Annotated in this window: 16 protein-coding genes; 9 read left to right on the top strand and 7 right to left on the bottom strand. The window is 68.8% G+C overall.

Annotated features, from left to right (window positions below):
* Positions 1-1,170 carry a tRNA 2-thiouridine(34) synthase MnmA gene (gene mnmA / locus E3U26_RS21990; RefSeq protein ID WP_036754660.1) on the bottom strand — a complete coding sequence of 390 codons (1,170 nt, stop codon included), beginning with the start codon at positions 1,168-1,170 and terminating at the stop codon, positions 1-3.
* Between the two features lie 163 nt (positions 1,171-1,333).
* Between mnmA and sciP the strand changes: the two genes are divergently transcribed.
* The 4 genes from sciP (at position 1,334) to recG (ending at position 6,926) form a co-directional block, all read left to right on the top strand.
* The gene (gene sciP, locus E3U26_RS21985; RefSeq protein ID WP_036754658.1) at positions 1,334-1,609 is read left to right on the top strand and encodes a CtrA inhibitor SciP; all 276 of its coding nucleotides are present in this window, start codon (positions 1,334-1,336) and stop codon (positions 1,607-1,609) included.
* A gap of 92 nt (positions 1,610-1,701) precedes the next feature.
* Entirely contained in the window at positions 1,702-2,418 is a 717-nt protein-coding gene (gene ctrA, locus E3U26_RS21980) for a response regulator transcription factor (RefSeq protein WP_499106627.1), read from the top strand.
* A gap of 123 nt (positions 2,419-2,541) precedes the next feature.
* Positions 2,542-4,839 carry an NAD-dependent DNA ligase LigA gene (ligA, locus tag E3U26_RS21975; RefSeq protein ID WP_499106625.1) on the top strand — a complete coding sequence of 766 codons (2,298 nt, stop codon included), beginning with the start codon at positions 2,542-2,544 and terminating at the stop codon, positions 4,837-4,839.
* On the top strand, positions 4,815-6,926 hold the full coding sequence (recG, locus tag E3U26_RS21970) for an ATP-dependent DNA helicase RecG (RefSeq protein ID WP_449045405.1): 2,112 nt from the start codon (positions 4,815-4,817) through the stop codon (positions 6,924-6,926). The genes ligA and recG overlap by 25 nt, the downstream gene beginning before the upstream one ends.
* Before the next feature lie 372 nt (positions 6,927-7,298).
* Here recG and E3U26_RS21965 read toward each other — a convergent pair whose 3' ends face one another.
* On the bottom strand, positions 7,299-7,733 hold the full coding sequence (locus E3U26_RS21965; RefSeq protein ID WP_116220890.1) for an iron-sulfur cluster assembly scaffold protein: 435 nt from the start codon (positions 7,731-7,733) through the stop codon (positions 7,299-7,301).
* 60 nt (positions 7,734-7,793) lie between these two features.
* Here E3U26_RS21965 and hisI point away from each other — a divergent pair, with 60 nt between their 5' ends.
* Complete coding sequence (gene hisI, locus E3U26_RS21960) at positions 7,794-8,153, top strand: phosphoribosyl-AMP cyclohydrolase (protein ID WP_072463542.1); 360 nt, start codon at positions 7,794-7,796, stop codon at positions 8,151-8,153.
* On the opposite strand, the gene gluQRS is transcribed toward hisI, so the two are convergent.
* The 3 genes from gluQRS to E3U26_RS21945 form a co-directional block, all read right to left on the bottom strand.
* Positions 8,142-9,005, bottom strand: coding sequence for a tRNA glutamyl-Q(34) synthetase GluQRS (gene gluQRS, locus E3U26_RS21955; RefSeq protein WP_036754647.1), 864 nt, complete (start codon positions 9,003-9,005; stop codon positions 8,142-8,144). The two genes, hisI and gluQRS, sit on opposite strands and share 12 nt — an antisense overlap.
* Positions 8,984-10,324, bottom strand: a complete 1,341-nt coding sequence (gene trmFO / locus E3U26_RS21950; protein WP_499106624.1) for a methylenetetrahydrofolate--tRNA-(uracil(54)-C(5))-methyltransferase (FADH(2)-oxidizing) TrmFO — start codon at positions 10,322-10,324, stop codon at positions 8,984-8,986. Before trmFO ends, gluQRS begins: the two co-directional genes overlap by 22 nt.
* 117 nt (positions 10,325-10,441) lie before the next feature.
* The gene (locus tag E3U26_RS21945) at positions 10,442-11,071 is read right to left on the bottom strand and encodes a 50S ribosomal protein L25/general stress protein Ctc (protein ID WP_036754782.1); all 630 of its coding nucleotides are present in this window, start codon (positions 11,069-11,071) and stop codon (positions 10,442-10,444) included.
* A 183-nt stretch (positions 11,072-11,254) separates the two neighbouring features.
* Here E3U26_RS21945 and E3U26_RS21940 point away from each other — a divergent pair, with 183 nt between their 5' ends.
* A complete protein-coding gene (locus E3U26_RS21940) occupies positions 11,255-12,256 on the top strand; it encodes an acyltransferase family protein (RefSeq protein WP_499106622.1) in 1,002 nt (333 codons plus the stop codon).
* Positions 12,257-12,291: 35 nt separating this feature from the next.
* On the opposite strand, the gene E3U26_RS21935 is transcribed toward E3U26_RS21940, so the two are convergent.
* Positions 12,292-13,455, bottom strand: a complete 1,164-nt coding sequence (locus E3U26_RS21935) for an alpha-hydroxy acid oxidase (RefSeq protein WP_499106621.1) — start codon at positions 13,453-13,455, stop codon at positions 12,292-12,294.
* A gap of 10 nt (positions 13,456-13,465) precedes the next feature.
* Positions 13,466-13,795 (bottom strand): hypothetical protein, encoded by a 330-nt coding sequence (locus E3U26_RS21930; protein WP_499106620.1) that lies wholly within the window; start codon positions 13,793-13,795, stop codon positions 13,466-13,468.
* 101 nt (positions 13,796-13,896) lie between these two features.
* On the opposite strand from E3U26_RS21930, the gene E3U26_RS21925 reads away from it, so the two are divergent.
* The 3 genes from E3U26_RS21925 to rpoD all read left to right on the top strand — a co-directional run bounded on the left by E3U26_RS21925 (position 13,897) and on the right by rpoD (position 18,588).
* The gene (locus tag E3U26_RS21925) at positions 13,897-14,481 is read left to right on the top strand and encodes a TetR/AcrR family transcriptional regulator (RefSeq protein ID WP_036754636.1); all 585 of its coding nucleotides are present in this window, start codon (positions 13,897-13,899) and stop codon (positions 14,479-14,481) included.
* A gap of 39 nt (positions 14,482-14,520) precedes the next feature.
* Positions 14,521-16,464: a DNA primase gene (gene dnaG, locus E3U26_RS21920; protein ID WP_499106618.1), complete on the top strand. Its 1,944-nt coding sequence runs from the start codon at positions 14,521-14,523 to the stop codon at positions 16,462-16,464.
* A 141-nt stretch (positions 16,465-16,605) separates the two neighbouring features.
* Complete coding sequence (rpoD, locus tag E3U26_RS21915; RefSeq protein ID WP_499106617.1) at positions 16,606-18,588, top strand: RNA polymerase sigma factor RpoD; 1,983 nt, start codon at positions 16,606-16,608, stop codon at positions 18,586-18,588.
* The last annotated feature ends 2 nt before the right edge of the window (positions 18,589-18,590 follow it).

Below are 18,590 nucleotides of genomic sequence, written 5' to 3'. Positions count from 1 at the left end.
TCAGCCGCCGCGGCGGTGCGAGATCCAGCCGCCGCCCAGCACGCGCGTCCCTTCGGTCGCGTAAAAGACGCAGGCCTGGCCGGGGCTGACGCCCTCTTCCGGGGCCAGCAGTTCGATCTCGGCGCGCCGCTCGCCCGTCGCGCGCAGGATGGCCGGCCGCGGCGGCCGGGTCGAGCGGATGCGGGCGGTGATCGGGATCTCGCCGGCGAAGGGCTCGTCGCCCAGCCAGTTCACCTCGGTCACCGGCACGATCCGGGTCGCCAGCGCCTGCTTGGGGCCGACGACGACGCGCCGCGTCTCGGGCTCCAGCCGCACCACGTAAAGCGGATCGCCCAGGCCGCCGATGCCCAGGCCGCGGCGCTGGCCGATGGTGTAATGGATCACGCCGCGATGCGTGCCCAGGATGTTGCCGTCCATGTCCACGATCTCGCCCGGATCGGCGGCGCCGGGGCGCAGCTTTTCGATCACGCCGGCATAGTCGCCATCGGGCACGAAGCAGATGTCCTGGCTGTCGGGCTTGTCGGCGACCGAAAGCCCGTATTGCGCCGCCAGCGCCCGCGTCTCGGCCTTGCTGGCCAGCCCGCCCAGCGGGAAGCGCAGGAAATCCAGCTGCTCCTGCGTGGTCGAGAACAGGAAATAGCTCTGGTCGCGGGCCGGGTCGGCCGCCATGTGCAGCTCGGCCCCGCGCGGGCCGTCGAAGCGGCGGATGTAATGCCCGGTCGCCATGCAATCGGCATCAAGCTCGCGCGCGGTCTCCAGCAGGTCGCGGAACTTCACCCGCTCGTTGCAGCGGATGCAGGGCACCGGCGTCGCACCGGCCAGGTAGGCATCGGCGAATTCCTCGATCACCGATTCGCGGAACCTGTTCTCGTAATCCAGCACGTAATGCGGAAAACCGATGCGCTCGGCCACGCGGCGGGCGTCGTGGATGTCCTGCCCGGCGCAGCAGGCGCCCTTTTTCGCCAGCGCCGCGCCATGGTCGTAAAGCTGCAGGGTCACGCCGATCACGTCATAGCCCTGCGCGGCCAGCATCGCGGCCACGACCGAACTGTCGACGCCGCCCGACATGGCCACGACCACGCGCGTCTGCGCCGGCGGCTTGGCAAAGCCCAGCGAATTCACGGTCGAATCTGGCGCGTCATGGCGCAGAGAGGGGCTTGGCGCTGTCATGGATCGTCCTTTGCGCGGGCGCGCTGCTCTGGCCCGCAGTTCATGACATTTATAGGTAAAAACCGGCAATTCTCAAGGGCCGGGCCTGGAAAAACCCTGCGCCACTTCACCGGGGCTTAAGAAGTTTGCGACACAAGGAGGCAGAGAGAACAGGGACTTGCCGATGTTTTTGAAGAAAACTCCCGGTCTGCGCACCGTGATCCTGCCTGATGGCAGCATCCTGACCCAGGCCGATCTGCCCCAGCCGCAGACCCGCTGGGTGGCCAGCCGCAAGGCGGCGGTGGTCGATGCGGTGCATTACGGCCTCTTGTCGCGGGACGAGGCGATTCGCCGCTATGGCCTGACCGAGGAAGAGTTCGACGCCTGGGCCAGCGCCTTTCGCCAGCATGGCCGCAATGCGCTGAAAATCACGCATCTGCAGAAATTTCGGCAACCGTAAGTTGAGACAAATTTGATAAATAAGCCGGTAACGTGATATTAACCTTTTGCTGAGAGGTTTTGCCAGTAGCCTGGTTAGCAAGGGGAAATGACATGCGAATCCTTCTGGTCGAGGATGATCCGACCACGGCGCGCAGCATCGAGCTGATGCTGACGAACGCGAGTTATAATGTTTATCGCACCGACATGGGCGAGGAGGGAATCGACCTTGCCAAGCTCTATGACTACGACCTGATCCTGCTGGACCTGGACCTGCCGGACATGCACGGCATGGAGGTCCTGCGCCAGATCCGCATGTCCCGCATCGACACGCCGATCCTGATCCTGACCGGCTCGGACGACACCGAAAGCAAGCTGCGCGGCTTTGGCTTCGGTGCCGACGACTACATGACCAAGCCCTTCAACCGCGAGGAGCTGGTCGCCCGCATCCAGGCCATCATCCGCCGTTCCAAGGGCCATAGCCAGTCGGTGATCCGCACCGGCGAGATGGTGGTGAACCTGGACGCACGCTCGGTCGAGGTGGGCGGGCGCGCGGTCAATCTGACCGGCAAGGAATACCAGATCCTGGAGCTTCTGAGCCTGCGCAAGGGCACGACGCTGACCAAGGAGATGTTCCTGAACCATCTTTACGGCGGCATGGACGAGCCCGAGCTGAAGATCATCGACGTCTTCGTCTGCAAGCTGCGCAAGAAGCTGGCGGCGGCGATGAACGGCGAAAGCCATATCGAGACGGTCTGGGGCAGGGGCTATGTCCTGCGCGACCCGGCCTCCGAGACGCGGAACCCCGAACGCATGGCCCTGCGCGCCTGAGCCCGGCGGGGCTTCGGGGTCGCGGAAGACCGCGGGGCCGGGCGCTGGACAATCCGGCCTTCGCCCCGGTATCACCTGCTGCGCAGATCACGGCCCGCAAGGCCGACAGAAGGCGGAGGGCAGATGGCCGGAGATGACGAGGATCGGGCGGTTCCGGCGGGGGAGCCGGCAGCGCCGGCTGCGGCCCTGCCGCCCGTCTCCAGCCTGGACGCCGAGGCCGCCGAGGCCGAGCACGCCCGGCTGAGCGACGAGGTGGCGCGGGCGAACCTGGCCTATTACCAGGAAGATGCGCCCTTCATCAGCGATGCCGAATACGACGCCTGCAAGCGCCGGCTGGAAGAGATCGAGGCGCGCTTTCCCCATCTGGCCCATCCCGGCAGCCCGACCGAGCAGGTCGGCGCCACGCCCGATACGCGCTTTGCCAAGATCCCGCATCGCCTGCCGATGCTGTCGCTGGAAAACGGCTTTACCCAGGGCGATGTCGAAGCCTTCGTGCAGCGGGTGCGCTCATTCCTGAACCTCGCCCCCGGCGCGGCGCTGGAGATCACCGCCGAGCCCAAGATCGACGGGTTGTCGCTGTCGCTGCGCTACGAAGGCGGGCGGCTGGTCCAGGCCGCGACCCGCGGCGACGGGGCGGTGGGCGAGAACGTGACCGCCAACGCCCGCACCATCGCCGACATTCCCGGCCAGCTTGCCGGCGACGACTGGCCCGACGTGCTGGAGATCCGCGGCGAGGTCTACATGTCGCATGTCGATTTCGAAAAGCTGAACCAGTCCGACAGCGGCCGAGTCTTTGCCAACCCGCGCAATGCGGCGGCGGGCTCGCTGCGCCAGCTCGACCCTGCGGTGACGGCATCGCGGCCCCTGCGCTTCTTTGCCTATGCCTGGGGCGAGGTCAGCGCGCCCTTTGCCCGCACGCAGATGGAGGCGGTGCGGCGGATGCAGGATTTCGGCTTCCAGACCAATCCGCTGACCCGGATCTGCGCCTCGGTCCAGGACATGCTGGCCGCCTGGGCCGAGATCGAGCAGATGCGCGCGACCTTGGGCTATGACATCGACGGCGTGGTCTACAAGGTGAACGAGCTTGGCTATCAGGCGCGGCTGGGCATGCGCTCGACCACGCCGCGATGGGCGCTCGCGCACAAGTTCCCGGCCGAGCGCGCCTGGACCCGGCTGGAAGCCATCGACATCCAAGTCGGCCGCACCGGCGCGCTGAGCCCGGTGGCGCGGCTGCATCCGGTGACGGTGGGCGGTGTCGTCGTCTCGAACGCCACCCTGCATAACGAGGATTACATCGCCGGCCGCGGCGCCGACGGCAGCGAGATCCGCGGCGGCAAGGACATCCGCATCGGCGACTGGGTCGAGGTCTATCGCGCCGGCGACGTGATCCCCAAGGTCGCGGACGTGGACCTGGCCAAGCGCCCGCCCGAGGCCGCGCCCTATGCCTTTCCGGCCACCTGCCCGGAATGCGGCTCGCCCGCGATCCGGGAAGAGGGCGATTCGATCCGCCGCTGCACCGGCGGGCTGATCTGCCCGGCCCAGGCGGTCGAGAAGCTGCGCCATTTCGTCTCGCGTGCCGCCTTCGACATCGAGGGGCTGGGCGCCAAGCTGGTCGAGGAGCTGTTCCGCGACGGCTGGATCGCCGAGCCGGCCGACATCTTCACCCTGGAGGATCGCTATGGCCCCGGCCAGCCCCGGCAGCTGAAGAATCGCGAGGGCTGGGGCGAGAAAAGCGCCGCGAGCCTGTTCCAGGCCATCCAGAAGCGCCGCGAGATCCCGCTGGCGCGGCTCTTGTTCGCGCTCGGCATCCGCCATGTCGGCGAGGTCGCGGCGCAGGATCTGGCCCGCCATTACGGCAGCTGGCAGGCGCTGGAGGCGGCGCTCGACACCGCGCGCCCGGCCGCCATCGCCCATCGCGCCGCCGAGGAGGCGGTCCAGGCCGAACGCGAGGCCGCGCAGGCCGAGGGCCGTCGCGCCCGCCCTGCGGAGGCGCGCGCCGCCGCCTTGGCGCAGGCCGACCTGCCGGCCGATGCGGCGAATGCCTGGGCCGGGCTGATCGCCGCCGACGGCATCGGCCCGGTGCTGGCCATGTCGCTTTCGGACGCCTTTGCCAATGAGCGCGAGCGGGCGGCGATCGACCGGCTGGTCGCGCATCTGACCGTGCTGCCGCCCGAGGCGCGCGCCACCGACAGCGCCATCACCGGCAAGACGCTGGTCTTTACCGGCACGCTGGAAAAGATGACGCGGGCCGAGGCCAAGGCGCGGGCCGAGGCGCTTGGCGCCCATGTCGCGGGCTCGGTCTCGGCCAAGACCGACCTGCTGATCGCCGGGCCGGGCGCGGGGTCGAAGGCGAAGAAGGCGGCCGAGCTTGGCATCAAGGTCATCGACGAGGACGAATGGCTGGCGATCGCCCAGGGGTGACGGGCCGGCCGCCGGTGCTGTTCCCGCTGTTCGCGGGCGTCGAGACCCTGCCCGGCGTCGGCCCGCGCGCGGCCGAATCCTTTGCCCAGATGGGCGTGACCCGGCTGCGCGACCTGGTCCTGACCTTGCCGCATTCCGGCATCCGCCGCCGCCCGATCGCCCGGCTGGTCGAGGCCCGCCCGCCCGAGATCGTCACCGTGGCCGTCACCGTGCAGCGCCACAGCCCGCCCACGGCCAAGGGCCGGCCCTGGCGGGTGCTTTGCTCGGACGGCAGCGCCGACCTGCTGCTGGTCTTCTTCCATCCGCGCAAGGACTGGATCGAAAGCCAGCTGCCCTTGGGCGCGCGGCGGCTGGTGTCCGGCAAGGTCGAGCTGTTCGACGGCGTGGCGCAGATGGTGCATCCCGACCATATCGGCGCCGAGGGTGTGGCCCCGCCGCCGGAATTCGAGCCGGTCTATCCGCTCTCGGGCCGGTTGACCCAGGGGGTGGTGCAAAAGGCGGTGGGGGCCGCGATGGCGCGGCTGCCGCAGGCGGGCGAGTGGATCGACGCCTCGGTCCTGGCGCGCGAGGGCTGGCCGGCCTGGGCCGAGGCGCTGGCCCGCGCCCATGCGCCCCAGGGGCCGGCGGGCCTGTCGCCGACCGATCCGGCGCGCGCGCGGCTGGCCTATGACGAGCTGTTCGCGCATCAGATGACGCTGGCGCTGTTGCGGCGCGACCGGCGGCGGCAGGCGGGGCTGTCCACGCAGGGCGACGGCCATCTGCGCGCCAAGGTGCTGGCCGGGCTGCCCTGGCCGCCGACCGGGGCGCAGGCCCGCGCGGTCGAGGAGATCGCCGGCGACATGGCCGCGCCGCGGCGGATGAACCGGCTGTTGCAAGGCGATGTCGGCGCCGGCAAGACGCTGGTCGCCTTCCTGGCGCTGCTGGTCGCGGTCGAGGCGGGCGGGCAGGGCGTGCTGATGGCCCCGACCGAGATCCTGGCGCGCCAGCATTTCCGCGCGCTGGAGCCGCTCGCGCGGCTGGCCGGCATCCGGCTCGAGGCGCTGACCGGCCGCGACAAGGGCGATGCGCGCGCCAATATCCTGACCGACCTGGCCGAGGGCCGCATCGACATCCTGGTCGGCACCCATGCGGTGATCCAGAAATCGGTCGAGTTCCACGACCTGCGGCTGGCCATCGTCGACGAGCAGCACCGCTTCGGCGTCAACCAGCGCATGGAACTGGGCGCCAAGGGCGGGCACCAGCCGCCCGACATGCTGGTGATGACGGCGACGCCGATCCCGCGTTCGCTGGCGCTGGCGCAATTCGGCGACATGGACCTGTCGGTGCTGGACGAAAAGCCCGCGGGGCGGCAGCCGATCCGCACCACGGTGATCTCGGACGCGCGCATGGCAGAGGTGGTGGCGCATCTGGCCCGTGCGCTGGATGGCGGGGCGCGGGCCTATTGGGTCTGCCCGCTGGTCGAGGAAAGCGAGGCGGTGGACCTGACCGCGGCCGAGGCGCGCTTCCAGGAGCTGCGGGCGCGATTCGGCGCGCAGGTGCGGATGGTGCATGGCCAGATGCCGGCCGAGGAACGCGATGCCGCCATGGCCGATTTCGCCGCCGGGCGGGCGCGCATCCTGGTCGCGACCACGGTGATCGAGGTCGGCGTGGACGTGCCCGAGGCGACGATCATGGTGATCGAGCGCGCCGAAAGCTTCGGCCTGGCGCAATTGCACCAGCTGCGCGGCCGGGTCGGGCGCGGTTCGGGCGCGTCGAGCTGCCTGCTGATGTATCACGAGCCGCTGTCGGAAACCGGGCGGCGGCGGCTGACGATCCTGCGCGAGACCGAGGACGGTTTCCGCATCGCCGAGGAAGACCTGGCCATGCGCGGCGCCGGCGACGTGATCGGCACGGCGCAATCCGGCCTGCCGCGATTCCGCATCGCCGACCTGGAACGCCAGGCCGGGCTGATGGCCCTGGCGCGCAAGGATGCGCAGAGCTTCCTGGAGCGCGACCCTGCGATGGAGAGCGAGCGCGGCCAGGCGGTGCGGCTGCTTCTGTGGCTGATGGAACAGGACCGCGCCATCCGCCTGATCACTGCCGGATAGATGTTCGCAGGATGTTCTTAAAAAGTTCTTTACTTTGTTCCCGACTCATGAGAACAAACCGTAAACGAACCGTGGAGAGACCTCATGACCCGCGAATCCCTCTCTGACCTGCTCGGCACTGTCGCGATCTCGGTGACGGCGATCATCCTGTTTTCGCTGCCTTCGATCCTGGCAGCCTGATCCCTACTGCCCCGCGCAATCGACGGCCCTTCGCCTGGGGCCGGTCCCTTTCCCCGGACGATCCTGCGCGCAACTGCCGGTCCCCTGCGGGCCGGCTTTCTTTTTTATCGCCTCCGGCGGGAGTATTTGGGGAACGAAGAAGCCGGGCGGGGCGCGCCTCCGGCGGGGGTATTTGGGGAACGAAGAAGCCGGTCAGGCCGAGGCGTCGATGGCGCCCAGGAGCGCCTCCCAGGCCAGCAGGATCGAGGCGTGGCGGTTCGGGAATTCGCGGGCGGGCAGCAGCGCCTCGAGTTCCTCGAAGGGGGCGGCGGGGGCGGGGCCGCCGGATTTCAGCATGGCCTGCAATTCGTCGCGGGCCTGCGCGATCTCGGCCCGCGTGCGGCCGAGCGCGGTGCGGCCCAGCACCCCGGCCGAGGCCTGGCCCAGGGCGCAGGCCCGCACCTCTTGCGCGAAATCGGCGATGCGGCCGTCCTGCATCGCCACATGTGCCGTCACCGATGAGCCGCATTGCGGCGAGCGGCGATGGGCGCTGCCTGTCGCATGGTCAAGCTTGCCCAGATGCGGGATGTCCGAGGCCAGCGCCAGGATGCGCCGGGAATAGAGCTGCATCAGGTCGCTGTCGGACATGGTCTTTTCCCTTGCTGCCGCCCGGTCTAGATAGGGACGGTGCAGCCGAAAGGAAAGCCGATGTTCGACCCCGCCAGCCTGAAATATGACGCGAAGGGCCTGATTCCCGCCATCGCGCAGGATCATCGGAGCGGCGAGGTGCTGATGATGGCCTGGATGAATGCCGAGGCCGTGCAGCGGACGCTGGAGACGGGACGCGTCACCTATTGGTCGCGCTCGCGCCAGGGCTTCTGGGTCAAGGGCGAGAGTTCGGGCCATGTGCAGAAGCTGGTGGAGTTGCGGGTGGATTGCGACCGCGACTGCCTGCTGCTGCTGGTGGACCAGCATGGGCCGGCCTGCCACACCAACCGGCGCAGCTGCTTTTACACCGCCATCCGCGAGGGGGCGGAGGTCGTCATCATGGAGCCGTCAGAAGCCTAGCCGGCGGCGGATCTCGTCGGCGCTTGTGCCTTCGTCGCGGAACAGCTTCAGCGCGCGGGCGTCGTCGCGCTTGGCCAGCCGCTTGCCCTGGTCGTCGCGGATCAGCCGGTGGTGGTGATAGCGCGGCGTCGGAAGTTCCAGCAGATTCTGAAGAAGCACATGGATCCATGTTGAATCCAGAAGATCTTTTCCGCGCGTGACCAGGGTGATGCCTTGGGCGGCATCGTCCACCACCACCGAAAGGTGATAACTGGTGCCCATGCCGCGCCGCGCCAGAACCACATCGCCGATGCCGGCGATGAAATCCTGCGCCGACAGCCGGTGCGGCAGGCCGGGGGCGACATTCTCGTCCAGGAAGGCGATCTCGTCGAGGCCGAGGTGCCGGAACGCGCGGGCGGCGTCCAGGCGGATGGCGTCGTCCGGCCCGGCATCCGCCATGGGGCGGTGGCGGCAGGTGCCGGGATAGACCGGGCCGTCCGGGCCGATGGCCTGCGCCGCGCCCTCTTGCGGGGCGGAAAGCGCCGCGCGGATGTCGGCGCGGCGGCAGCGGCAGGGATAGGTCAGGCCAAGCGCCGCCAGCCGGTCGAGCGCCGCCTGATAGGCGGGCAGGCGTTCGGACTGGCGCATGACCGGCTGCGGCCAGTCGAGGCCCAGCCAGTGCAGATCCTGCGCGATCAGCGCCTCGTATTCCGGGCGGCAGCGGGATTGGTCGATGTCCTCGATCCGCAGCAGGAACTGGCCGGGATCGGCCAGCCGCGCGGCGGTCAGCGCCGCGAAGGCATGGCCCAGATGCAGGGGGCCGGTCGGCGAGGGGGCGAACCGCGTCCGGTTCAACTCTGCCCCGCAAGCCATTCATTGAAATCGGCTTTTGCCCGGTCGGTATAGGCCGGGTAGCGGTCCTTGCGCCCCTTGCGGCCGCCGCGCATGGCGTCCAGCGGCGGGTAGAGGCCGAAATTCACGTTCATCGGCTGGAAGGTTCTGGCATCCGCGCCGCCGGTGATGTGGTTGACCAGCGCGCCCATGGAACTGGTCGCGGGCGGCGGCGGCAGGTCGCGCCCCAGCGCCTCGGCCGCGGCCATGCGCCCGGCGAGCAGGCCCATGGCGGCGCTTTCGACATAGCCCTCGACCCCCGTCACCTGGCCGGCAAAGCGCAGGTTCGGACGCGCGCGCAGCCGCAGCCGGTCGTCGATCAGCCGCGGCGAATTCAGGAAACTGTTGCGATGGATGCCGCCCAGACGGGCGAAACTCGCGTCCTGCAATCCGGGAATACGCCGGAAAACATCCACTTGCGAGCCATATTTCATCTTGGTCTGGAAGCCGACGATATTGTAGAGCGTCCCCAGCGCATTGTCGCGGCGCAGCTGCACCACGGCATGGGGCTTTTCCGCCGGGTTATGCGCATTGGTCAGGCCGACCGGCTTCATCGGGCCGTGGCGCAGGGTCTCGCGGCCGCGCTCGGCCATCACCTCGATCGGCAGGCAGCCGTCGAAATAGCCGGCCGTTTCCCCCTCGTGGAACTCGGTCTTGTCGGCCGCCAGCAGGGCGTCGATGAAACCCTCGTAATCCGCGCGCGTCATCGGGCAGTTGATATAGGCGGTGCGCTCTTCCTCGGTCTCGCCCTTGTCGTAGCGGCTTTGGCGCCAGCAGATCGACATGTCGATGCTCTCGGCATGGACGATGGGGGCGATGGCGTCGAAGAAGGCCAGCGAGCCCTCGCCGGTCAGGTCGCGGATCGACTGGCCGAGCGCGTCCGAGGTCAGCGGGCCGGTGGCGACGATCCAGCGCCCCTCGGAGGGCAGGCTGCGGATCTCGCCGGGCTGGAAGCTGACCAGCGGCTCGGCCTGCAGCGCCTGCGTCACCGCCTGCGAGAAGGCGTCGCGGTCCACGGCCAGCGCGCCGCCGGCCGGCAGGCGGTGGCGGTCGGCCATGGCCATGATCAGCCCACCCGCCGCCCGCATCTCCCAATGCAGCTGGCCCACGGCGTTCATGCGGTCGTCGTCCGAGCGGAAGCTGTTCGAGCAGACCATCTCGGCGCAATCGCCGGTGCGGTGGGCGAAGGTCGCGACCTGGGGCCGCATCTCGTGCACCACCACCGGCACGCCGGCGCGGGCGATCTGCCAGGCGGCCTCGGACCCGGCAAGGCCGGCGCCGATGATATGGATCGGTTCCATGGTTTTCCCCTTCGCGTCAGGCGCGATCTCCTAGCAACCGCGGGCCATGACGGCAAGAGAAAGGGCGGCGCCCGCAGGGGTGCCGCCCGATGTGATTCGCCTTGCCTGGGCCTGCGATCAGGCCTCGGTGGCCTCGCCTTCGGCAGCGGCGGCTTCCTCGTTGTCGGCCGAACGCAGGCCCGAGGGCGCCGCGATGTTGGCGATGACGAAGTTGCGGTCGATGGTCGGCTTCACGCCGGCGGGCAGCACCACGTCGTTGATGTGGATGGTGTCGCCGATCTGCTTGCCGGTCAGGTCCACGGTGATCTGCTCGGGGATGTCCGAGGCGGTCACGACCAGCTCGACCTCGGGGCGCACCACGACCAGCGTGCCGCCGCGCTTGAGGCCGGGGGCGGCTTCCTGGTTTTCGAAGTTCACGTGGATGAACAGGTTCACGCGGGTGTTGCGGTGCAGGCGCATGAAGTCGATATGCGTCGGCAGGTCCTTGACCACGTCGCGCTGGACGCCGCGGCAAACGACGCGCACGTCGTCCTGGCCGTCGATCTTCAGGTTCCACAGCGTGGACATGAAGCGACCGGCGCGCAGCTTGGTCAGCAGCGAGTTGAACTCGATTTGGATCGGCTGCGGCTCCTTGCCGTCGCCATAAACGATGCCGGGCACCTTGCCTTCGCGGCGAGCTTGGCGGGCGGCCCCCTTGCCTGTCCCCGCGCGTGCCTCGGCCACCAGATCCGGGATCTCTTTGGCCATGATGGTATTCCTTTGTTGACGGTTCGCGGCCATCCTCCAAGGGTGCATGGCCGAATGCGGGCCTATAGCGCGACGTCAGATGGATGTGAAGCGAAAAAACACTTGCATGCGAGGGGAAAAAAGCTTGTCAGATGGCCCTCGCGGTTGCAGAGCATTGCAGCACACGGGGCCGGGGTTTTCGCGTTGCATCGTATTCATTCGCTGGACTATCTCAAGGTGGGATTGGCGGTCCTGGTTGCCTTTGCCCATACCTACTGGTTGCAGTCGCACATGACGCCCAGGCTGTTCATGATCGGCAACGGTTTGATGCGGGTCATGGTGCCGGCCTTCTGCATCGTGGCGGGCTATTTCCTCTATTCTGCGGTGGCGCGCGACAAGGGCAACAAATGGCTGGCCCGCGTGGCGGCGCTCTACCTGTTCTGGATGGCGGTCTATCTGCCCTTCTGGCTGAACGAGGTGCATGGGCTGGTCTCGCTGCTCAAGACCCTGGCCTGGGGCTATTTCCACCTGTGGTTCATGGCCGGCATCCTGGTCGCCGGGGCGGTGATCCTGCTGCTGCGCGGTATCGCCCGCGCGCTGGCGCCGGCCTATGAATACCGCATCCTGCTGGCGGCCGCGGCGGTCTGCGCCGCGACCGGGCTGGTGCTGCAATATGTCGCCCTTTCGGGGATCGCGCCTATCGGCGTCAAGAAATTCTCGAACGGCCTCTTCATGTGCTTTCCCTTCGTGGCCATCGGCTATCTCTGCGGCCGGCGCATGGCGCGGCTGGGGATGGCGGGGCTGCCGCCGCGCTGGCTGGTGCTGGCCGCCACCGCCGCCGGGGCCGGGCTGCTGATGGCCGAGTCCTGGCTGGTGCAGGCCTGGCGCAGCGACCAGGTGATGCTGGACATCCCGATCAGCTCTTACGTCGCGGCGCCGGCCCTGTTCGTGGCGGTGCTGGGCACGGCCATGCCGCAGCCGCCGATCCGGCTCGATCCGATCTCGGCCATGATCTATTTCATGCATGTGATGGCGCTGCATCTGGCCCGCTCGCTGGGTTTCGAGCATCTGGGCGAGCTGATGCTGTTCGCGCTCGGCCTGCCGACGCTGGCCGCGCTGCTGCTGGGCCGGCTGCCGATCCCCGGCTTCGGCAAGGACAGGAAGCGTGGGCGGGGCGAACGGCCCCGGCCCGATCCCGCGCCCTAGCCTGACATTCTAGCCCGACATTCTAGCCCGGCACCCTAGCTCCAGGGCTGCAGGAAGTCCTGCGGCACCAGCAGGTTGTGGCGGCCGAGATTCTTGACGTCCCGCTCGCCGCAGAGCGCCATGGTGATGTCCAGCTCCTTCTGGATCACCTCCAGCGCGCGGGTCACGCCGGCCTCGCCCATGGCGCCCAGCCCATAGATGAAGGCGCGGCCGATATGGGTGGCATGCGCCCCCATGGCCAGCGCCTTCAGCACGTCCTGGCCCGAGCGGATGCCGCTGTCGAGATGGATCTCGACCCGGTCGCCCACCGCCTTGACGATCTCGGGCAGCATGCGGATGGAACTGACCGCGCCGTCCAGCTGCCGGCCGCCGTGGTTGCTGACGATGATCGCATCGGCGCCGAAATCCGCGGCGATGCGGGCGTCCTCGGGGTCGTTGATGCCCTTGAGGATCAGCTTGCCGCCCCAGAGGTCGCGGATGCGGGCGATCTTGCCCCAGTCGAGCTGCGGGTCGAACTGCTCGGCCGTCCAGGCGACCAGCGACGAGGGATCGCCCACCCCCTTGGCATGGCCGACGATATTGCCGAAGAAGCGGCGCTTGGTCTGCAGCATTTCGATGCCCCAGCGCCATTTCGTCGCCAGGTCCAGCAGCACCGGCAGGGTCAGCCGCGGCGGGGCGGACAGCCCGTTCTTCAGATCCTTGTGGCGCTGGCCCAGGATCTGCAGGTCCAGCGTCAGCACCAGCGCCGAGCAATGGGCACGCCGGGCCCGCTCGATGATCGCCTCCAGGAACTCCTGGTCGCGCATGACGTAAAGCTGGAACCAGAACGGCGCCTGGGTCGCCTGGGCCACGTCCTCGATCGAGCAGATCGACATGGTCGAAAGCGTGAAGGGCACGCCAAAGGCTTTCGCCGCCCGCGCCGCCTTGATCTCGCCATCGGCGCATTGCATGCCGGTCATGCCGACCGGGGCCAGCGCCACCGGCATGGCGACCCTTTGCCCGGCCATGGTGCTTTCGGTGGTGCGCCCGGTCATGTCCACCGCGACGCGCTGGCGCAGCTTGATGCGCTGGAAATCGCTGCAATTGTCGCGGAAGGTGCCCTCGGTATAGCTGCCGCTTTCGCAATAGTCGTAGAACATGCGCGGCACGCGTCGGCGATAGATCGCCTTCAGGTCGTCGATGCAGGTGATGACCGGCATGGGCTTCTCCTCAGTTCGGCGGGCAATCGGCGCTGCCCTCGGGGCAGTCCTCGGCCGGGGATTGCTGCGACAGCGCCTTGGCGCGGGCGCGCAGGGCCTCGGCGCGGCGCTGCAATGCGGCGTCGCCCGCGGCGGGCGCGGCGCCGGCGGCAAGGGAGCGGCCGCGCGCATCCAGCGCGTTGCCCGCCGCCGCGGGGTCGCGGCCGGCATCGGTGGCATGGCCGGGCAGGGCCGGCTCGGCCAGCAGCCGGTCGGTCGGCATCAGCTCGGGATAGTCGCCCACCATGTCGCCGCATGCGGCAAGGCTTGCCAGCGCCAGCGCGCCCCAGATCCGCCCCATGCCGTTCCCCTGAAAATTCATGTGCCGGACCATAGGCCTGCCGGGGCGGCGAGGGCAAGATGTGCTCTTTTCTTGGCGCGGCTGGCCGCCTAGAAGGCGGCATGGCAAGAACCCAGGGCTCGAAGGCAGAGATTACCGGACCGCTGGTCCGCGACGCCGCGCGCAGGCTGTTTGCGCGCCACGGCTATGCCGCGGTCTCGATGCGCCAGATCGCGGCCGAGGTCGGCGTGCAGGTCGGCACGCTCTACAGCTATACCGCCGACAAGCAGGCGCTGCTGGCCGACCTGCTGCGGGTGCATATGGAAGAGCTGCTGGCCGCCTGGCGCGACGATCCGGCCCGGCCCGCGCTCGACCGGCTCGAGGCGTTCCTGCGCTTTCACATCCAGACCAGCCTGGAGCGCCCCGAGGCGGTGTTCCTGTCCTATATGGAGCTGCGCAACCTGACGCCCGAGAACCGCGCCGAGATCGCCGCCCTGCGCCGCCGCTACGAGGATGCGCTGGAGGCGATCCTGATCGCCGGCGAAGCCGAGGGCGCGATGGCGGTGCCCGACACGCGGCTGGCCACCATGGCGCTGATCGCCATGCTGACCGGCGTCACCAACTGGTATCGCGAGGGCGGCCGGCTGGACCAGGAACGGGTGGTCGCGGTCTATCGCGAATTGGTGCGCGGGGCGGTGGGTGCATGACCCTTTGCAACCGGCCGGCGTGATCCGATATAAGACGGCATGAGCCTGCCGCCGCAATTCCTTGACGAGATCCGCGCCCGCGTGCCTTTGTCGCGCGTGATCGGGCGCAAGGTGGTCTGGGATCTGCGCCGCTCGAATCAGGCCAAGGGCGATTGGTGGGCGCCCTGTCCCTTCCACGGCGAAAAGACCGCCTCCTTCCATGTCGACGACCAGAAGGGTTTCTATTACTGCTTCGGCTGCCACGCCAAGGGCGATGCGCTGACCTTCCTGCGCGAGGCCGAGGGGCTGGGTTTCATCGAGGCGGTCGAGCTGCTGGCCGCCGAGGCCGGCCTGCCGATGCCCGAGCGCGACCCCCGCCAGGTGCAGCGCGCCGACCGCCGCACCGAGCTGGTCGAGGTCATGGAACAGGCGGTGCGCTGGTTTCGCATGCAGCTGGGCATGGGCCCGGCCGAGGCGGCGCGGGCCTATCTGGCCCGGCGCGGGTTGGACGAGGCCGCCTGCGAAGCCTTCGGCATCGGTTTCGCCCCCGACCAGCGGCAGGGCCTCTACAACGCCCTGCGCGCCAAGGGCATCGCCGAGGCGCTGATCGTCGAGGCCGGGCTGGCGGCCAAGCCCGAGGATGGCGGCGCCCCCTTCGACCGCTTCCGCGGCCGCATCATCTTTCCGATCCGCGACGGGCGCGGGCGCTGCGTCGCCTTCGGCGGCCGGGCGATGGACCCGAACGCGCGGGCGAAATACCTCAACAGTCCCGAGACGCCGCTCTTCGACAAGGGGCGCAACCTCTACAATATCGGCCCGGCGCGGGCGGCGGTGGCCAAGGGCCGGCCGCTGGTGGTGGCCGAGGGCTACATGGACGTGATCGCCCTGGTCCGGGCGGGTTTCGAGGGCGCGGTGGCCCCGCTGGGCACCGCGATCACCGAGGACCAGCTGCGGCTGATGTGGCGCATCTCGCCCGAGCCGGTGATCGCGCTCGACGGCGACCAGGCGGGGCTGCGCGCGGCGATGCGGCTGATCGACCTGGCCCTGCCGATGACCGGGCCGGGGCAGGCGCTGCGCTTTGCCTTCCTGCCGCAGGGGCTGGACCCGGACGACCTGATCCGCGCCCGCGGGGCAGGGGCGATGGGCGCCGTGCTGGACGAGGCGCGGCCGCTGGTCGACCTGCTGTGGCGGCGCGAGACCGAGGGGCGGGTCTTCGACAGCCCCGAGCGCCGCGCGGCGCTGGACAAGGCGCTTGCCGAGGCGGTGGCCAAGATCCCCGACAAGGACACCCGCGACCATTACCACGCCGTGCTGCGCAACCTGAAATGGGAACTGTTCGGCAACCGCCGCCGCGCCGATGCGCCCGCGGCCGCGCGCCCGGCCCGCGACTGGCCCCGCGACTGGCAGGGGCAGGGGCGCAATGCCCGCTTCCAGCCGGTCGCGCCGGCGGCGCCCACGCGCGCCTCGCGGCTGTCCTCGCCCGACATGGACGGGCAGCAGGCCGAGGCGCTGGTCGAGGCCATGGTGCTGGCGATCTGCGCCACCCATCCGGGCCTGATCGCCCCGGTCGAATCGCGGCTGGAGCGGCTGGAGCCGCAGGATGCGGACCGCGCCGCGCTGATCCACGACCTGCTGTCGGGCACGCAATCCCAGGCCGGGCAGCGCGCCCTTGAAAGCATCATGGCCGACCCCCATGTGAGGGCGGCCCCGGCGATCCTGCGTCCGCATGACGGCGATGCCGCCGCCGGCATCCTTGCCAATGCCCTGGACCGGATCGAGGCCCGCCGCGCCGCGCGCGAGGAAATCGCCCGCGCCGAGGCCGAGATCGAGGGCCTGGCCGACGAGGGCCTGACCTGGCGCATGGCGCAATCCGCCCGTGCCCGCCAGCAGGCCGACCACCCCTCGCTGGCCGACCTGTCGGACCTGGGCGAGGACAGCGACGCCTATCGGGCCATCCTCGATGCGGCGCTGAAGAACGAGATCTGGCGCAAGCCGCGCCGCTGAAAGGCGCGCGAATCGCCTGCGCCGAATCACCCCGGCCGGCGCCGGGTCGCAGGCTTTGAATCGCCGGCGATTCGCGCTAGAACCGGCCGATAGCCGATCCCGATTCGCCGATTCGCGAATCACCGCTTCAAGGGAGCCAGCATGGCAGCCAACGACGAAGACCAGAAGCCCGAGGCCAAGGACGACGATCCTTCGCTGGACATGTCGCAGGCCGCGGTCAAGCGCATGATCGCCGAAGGGCGCGAGCGCGGCTTCATCACCTATGACCAGCTCAATGCCGTCCTGCCGCCCGAACAGGTCAGTTCCGACCAGATCGAGGATGTCATGTCCATGCTGTCGGAAATGGACATCCGCGTGGTCGAGAACGACGAGGAGGCCGAGGAGGCCGAACCGGGCGGCGAGCTGACCACCACCGGCTCGGCCTCGCGCGAGCTGACCGTCGCCACCGCCGAGACGGAAAAGCTGGACCGCACCGACGACCCGGTGCGCATGTATCTGCGCGAGATGGGCTCGGTCGAGCTGCTGTCGCGCGAGGGCGAGATCGCCATCGCCAAGCGCATCGAGGCCGGCCGCAACACCATGATCGCCGGGCTTTGCGAAAGCCCGCTGACCTTCAAGGCCATCACCATGTGGCGCCAGGAGCTTCTGGACGAGGACATCCTGCTGCGCGACGTGATCGACCTCGAGACCACCTTCGGCCGCTCGATGGACGAGGACGGCGAGGAAGAAGAGGTTCTGCCGACCGAGACCCGCCCCGCCGCAGGCAACGGTGCCGCGCGCGAGGAGGAAGAGTTCGACGCCGACGGCAACCCCATGGGCCGCGAGGAGGACGAGGACGAGGACGACGGCCAGAACCTGTCGCTGGCCGCGATGGAAGCCTCGCTGAAGCCCAAGGTGCTGGAGACGCTGGAGGCCATCGCCCGCGGCTACGAAGAGCTGTCGCACATGCAGGACAACCGCATGTCGGCAACGCTGAACGAGGACGGCACCTTCTCGGCCGCGCAGGAAAGCGCCTATCAGGAGCTGCGTTCGCGCATCGTCGCGCTGGTGAACGAGCTGCACCTGCACAACAACCGCATCGAGGCGCTGGTCGACCAGATCTATGGCATCAACCGCCGCATCGTCACCATCGATTCCAACGTGGTGAAGCTGGCCGATGCCGCGCGCATCAACCGGCGCGAATTCATCGACGCCTATCGCGGCAGCGAGCTGGACCCGACCTGGGTCGAGCGCATGATGCAGCACAAGGGCCGCGGCTGGCAGGCGCTGTTCGAGAAATCCCGCACCCAGGTGGAAAGCCTGCGCGCCGAGATGGCCATGGTCGGCCAGCATGTCGGCGTGGACATCGAGGAGTTCCGCCGCATCGTCAGCCAAGTCCAGCGCGGCGAAAAGGAATCGCGCCAGGCCAAGAAGGAAATGGTCGAGGCGAACCTGCGGCTGGTGATCTCGATCGCCAAGAAATACACGAACAGGGGCCTGCAATTCCTTGATCTTATTCAGGAAGGCAATATCGGCCTGATGAAGGCCGTGGACAAGTTCGAGTATCGCCGCGGCTACAAGTTCTCGACCTATGCGACCTGGTGGATCCGCCAGGCGATCACGCGAAGCATCGCCGACCAGGCCCGGACCATCCGCATCCCGGTCCACATGATCGAGACGATCAACAAGCTGGTGCGCACGGGGCGGCAGATGCTGCACGAGATCGGCCGCGAGCCCACGCCCGAGGAACTGGCCGAAAAGCTGCAGATGCCGCTGGAAAAGGTCCGCAAGGTGATGAAGATCGCCAAGGAGCCGATCAGCCTCGAAACCCCGATCGGGGACGAGGAGGACAGCCAGCTTGGCGATTTCATCGAGGACAAGAACGCCGTCCTGCCGCTCGACTCGGCCATTCAGGAAAACCTGAAGGAGACGACGACGCGGGTGCTGGCCAGCCTGACCCCGCGCGAGGAGCGGGTTTTGCGCATGCGCTTCGGCATCGGCATGAACACCGACCACACGCTGGAAGAGGTCGGCCAGCAGTTCAGCGTCACCCGCGAACGCATCCGCCAGATCGAGGCCAAGGCGCTGCGCAAGCTGAAACACCCCAGCCGGTCGCGCAAGCTGCGGTCCTTCCTGGACCAGTAACC

This window comes from Paracoccus ferrooxidans, from assembly GCF_029909815.1.
In the GTDB taxonomy this organism is placed as follows: Bacteria; Pseudomonadota; Alphaproteobacteria; order Rhodobacterales; family Rhodobacteraceae; genus Paracoccus; species Paracoccus versutus.
This window is presented reverse-complemented; position numbering and strand designations above follow the sequence as displayed.

Excerpts from the sequence above, each read along its gene's own strand:
- E3U26_RS21925 (WP_036754636.1), top strand. The coding sequence starts at position 13,897 with ATGGCAAGAACCCAGGGCTCGAAGGCAGAGATTACCGGACCGCTGGTC.
- E3U26_RS21930 (WP_499106620.1), bottom strand. The coding sequence starts at position 13,795 with ATGGGGCGGATCTGGGGCGCGCTGGCGCTGGCAAGCCTTGCCGCATGC.
- dnaG (WP_499106618.1), top strand. The coding sequence starts at position 14,521 with ATGAGCCTGCCGCCGCAATTCCTTGACGAGATCCGCGCCCGCGTGCCT.
- recG (WP_449045405.1), top strand. The coding sequence starts at position 4,815 with ATGGCTGGCGATCGCCCAGGGGTGACGGGCCGGCCGCCGGTGCTGTTC.
- trmFO (WP_499106624.1), bottom strand. The coding sequence starts at position 10,324 with ATGGAACCGATCCATATCATCGGCGCCGGCCTTGCCGGGTCCGAGGCC.
- ctrA (WP_499106627.1), top strand. The coding sequence starts at position 1,702 with ATGCGAATCCTTCTGGTCGAGGATGATCCGACCACGGCGCGCAGCATC.
- sciP (WP_036754658.1), top strand. The coding sequence starts at position 1,334 with ATGTTTTTGAAGAAAACTCCCGGTCTGCGCACCGTGATCCTGCCTGAT.
- gluQRS (WP_036754647.1), bottom strand. The coding sequence starts at position 9,005 with ATGGCTTGCGGGGCAGAGTTGAACCGGACGCGGTTCGCCCCCTCGCCG.
- E3U26_RS21935 (WP_499106621.1), bottom strand. The coding sequence starts at position 13,455 with ATGCCGGTCATCACCTGCATCGACGACCTGAAGGCGATCTATCGCCGA.
- ligA (WP_499106625.1), top strand. The coding sequence starts at position 2,542 with ATGGCCGGAGATGACGAGGATCGGGCGGTTCCGGCGGGGGAGCCGGCA.
- rpoD (WP_499106617.1), top strand. The coding sequence starts at position 16,606 with ATGGCAGCCAACGACGAAGACCAGAAGCCCGAGGCCAAGGACGACGAT.
- mnmA (WP_036754660.1), bottom strand. The coding sequence starts at position 1,170 with ATGACAGCGCCAAGCCCCTCTCTGCGCCATGACGCGCCAGATTCGACC.
- E3U26_RS21945 (WP_036754782.1), bottom strand. The coding sequence starts at position 11,071 with ATGGCCAAAGAGATCCCGGATCTGGTGGCCGAGGCACGCGCGGGGACA.
- hisI (WP_072463542.1), top strand. The coding sequence starts at position 7,794 with ATGTTCGACCCCGCCAGCCTGAAATATGACGCGAAGGGCCTGATTCCC.
- E3U26_RS21965 (WP_116220890.1), bottom strand. The coding sequence starts at position 7,733 with ATGTCCGACAGCGACCTGATGCAGCTCTATTCCCGGCGCATCCTGGCG.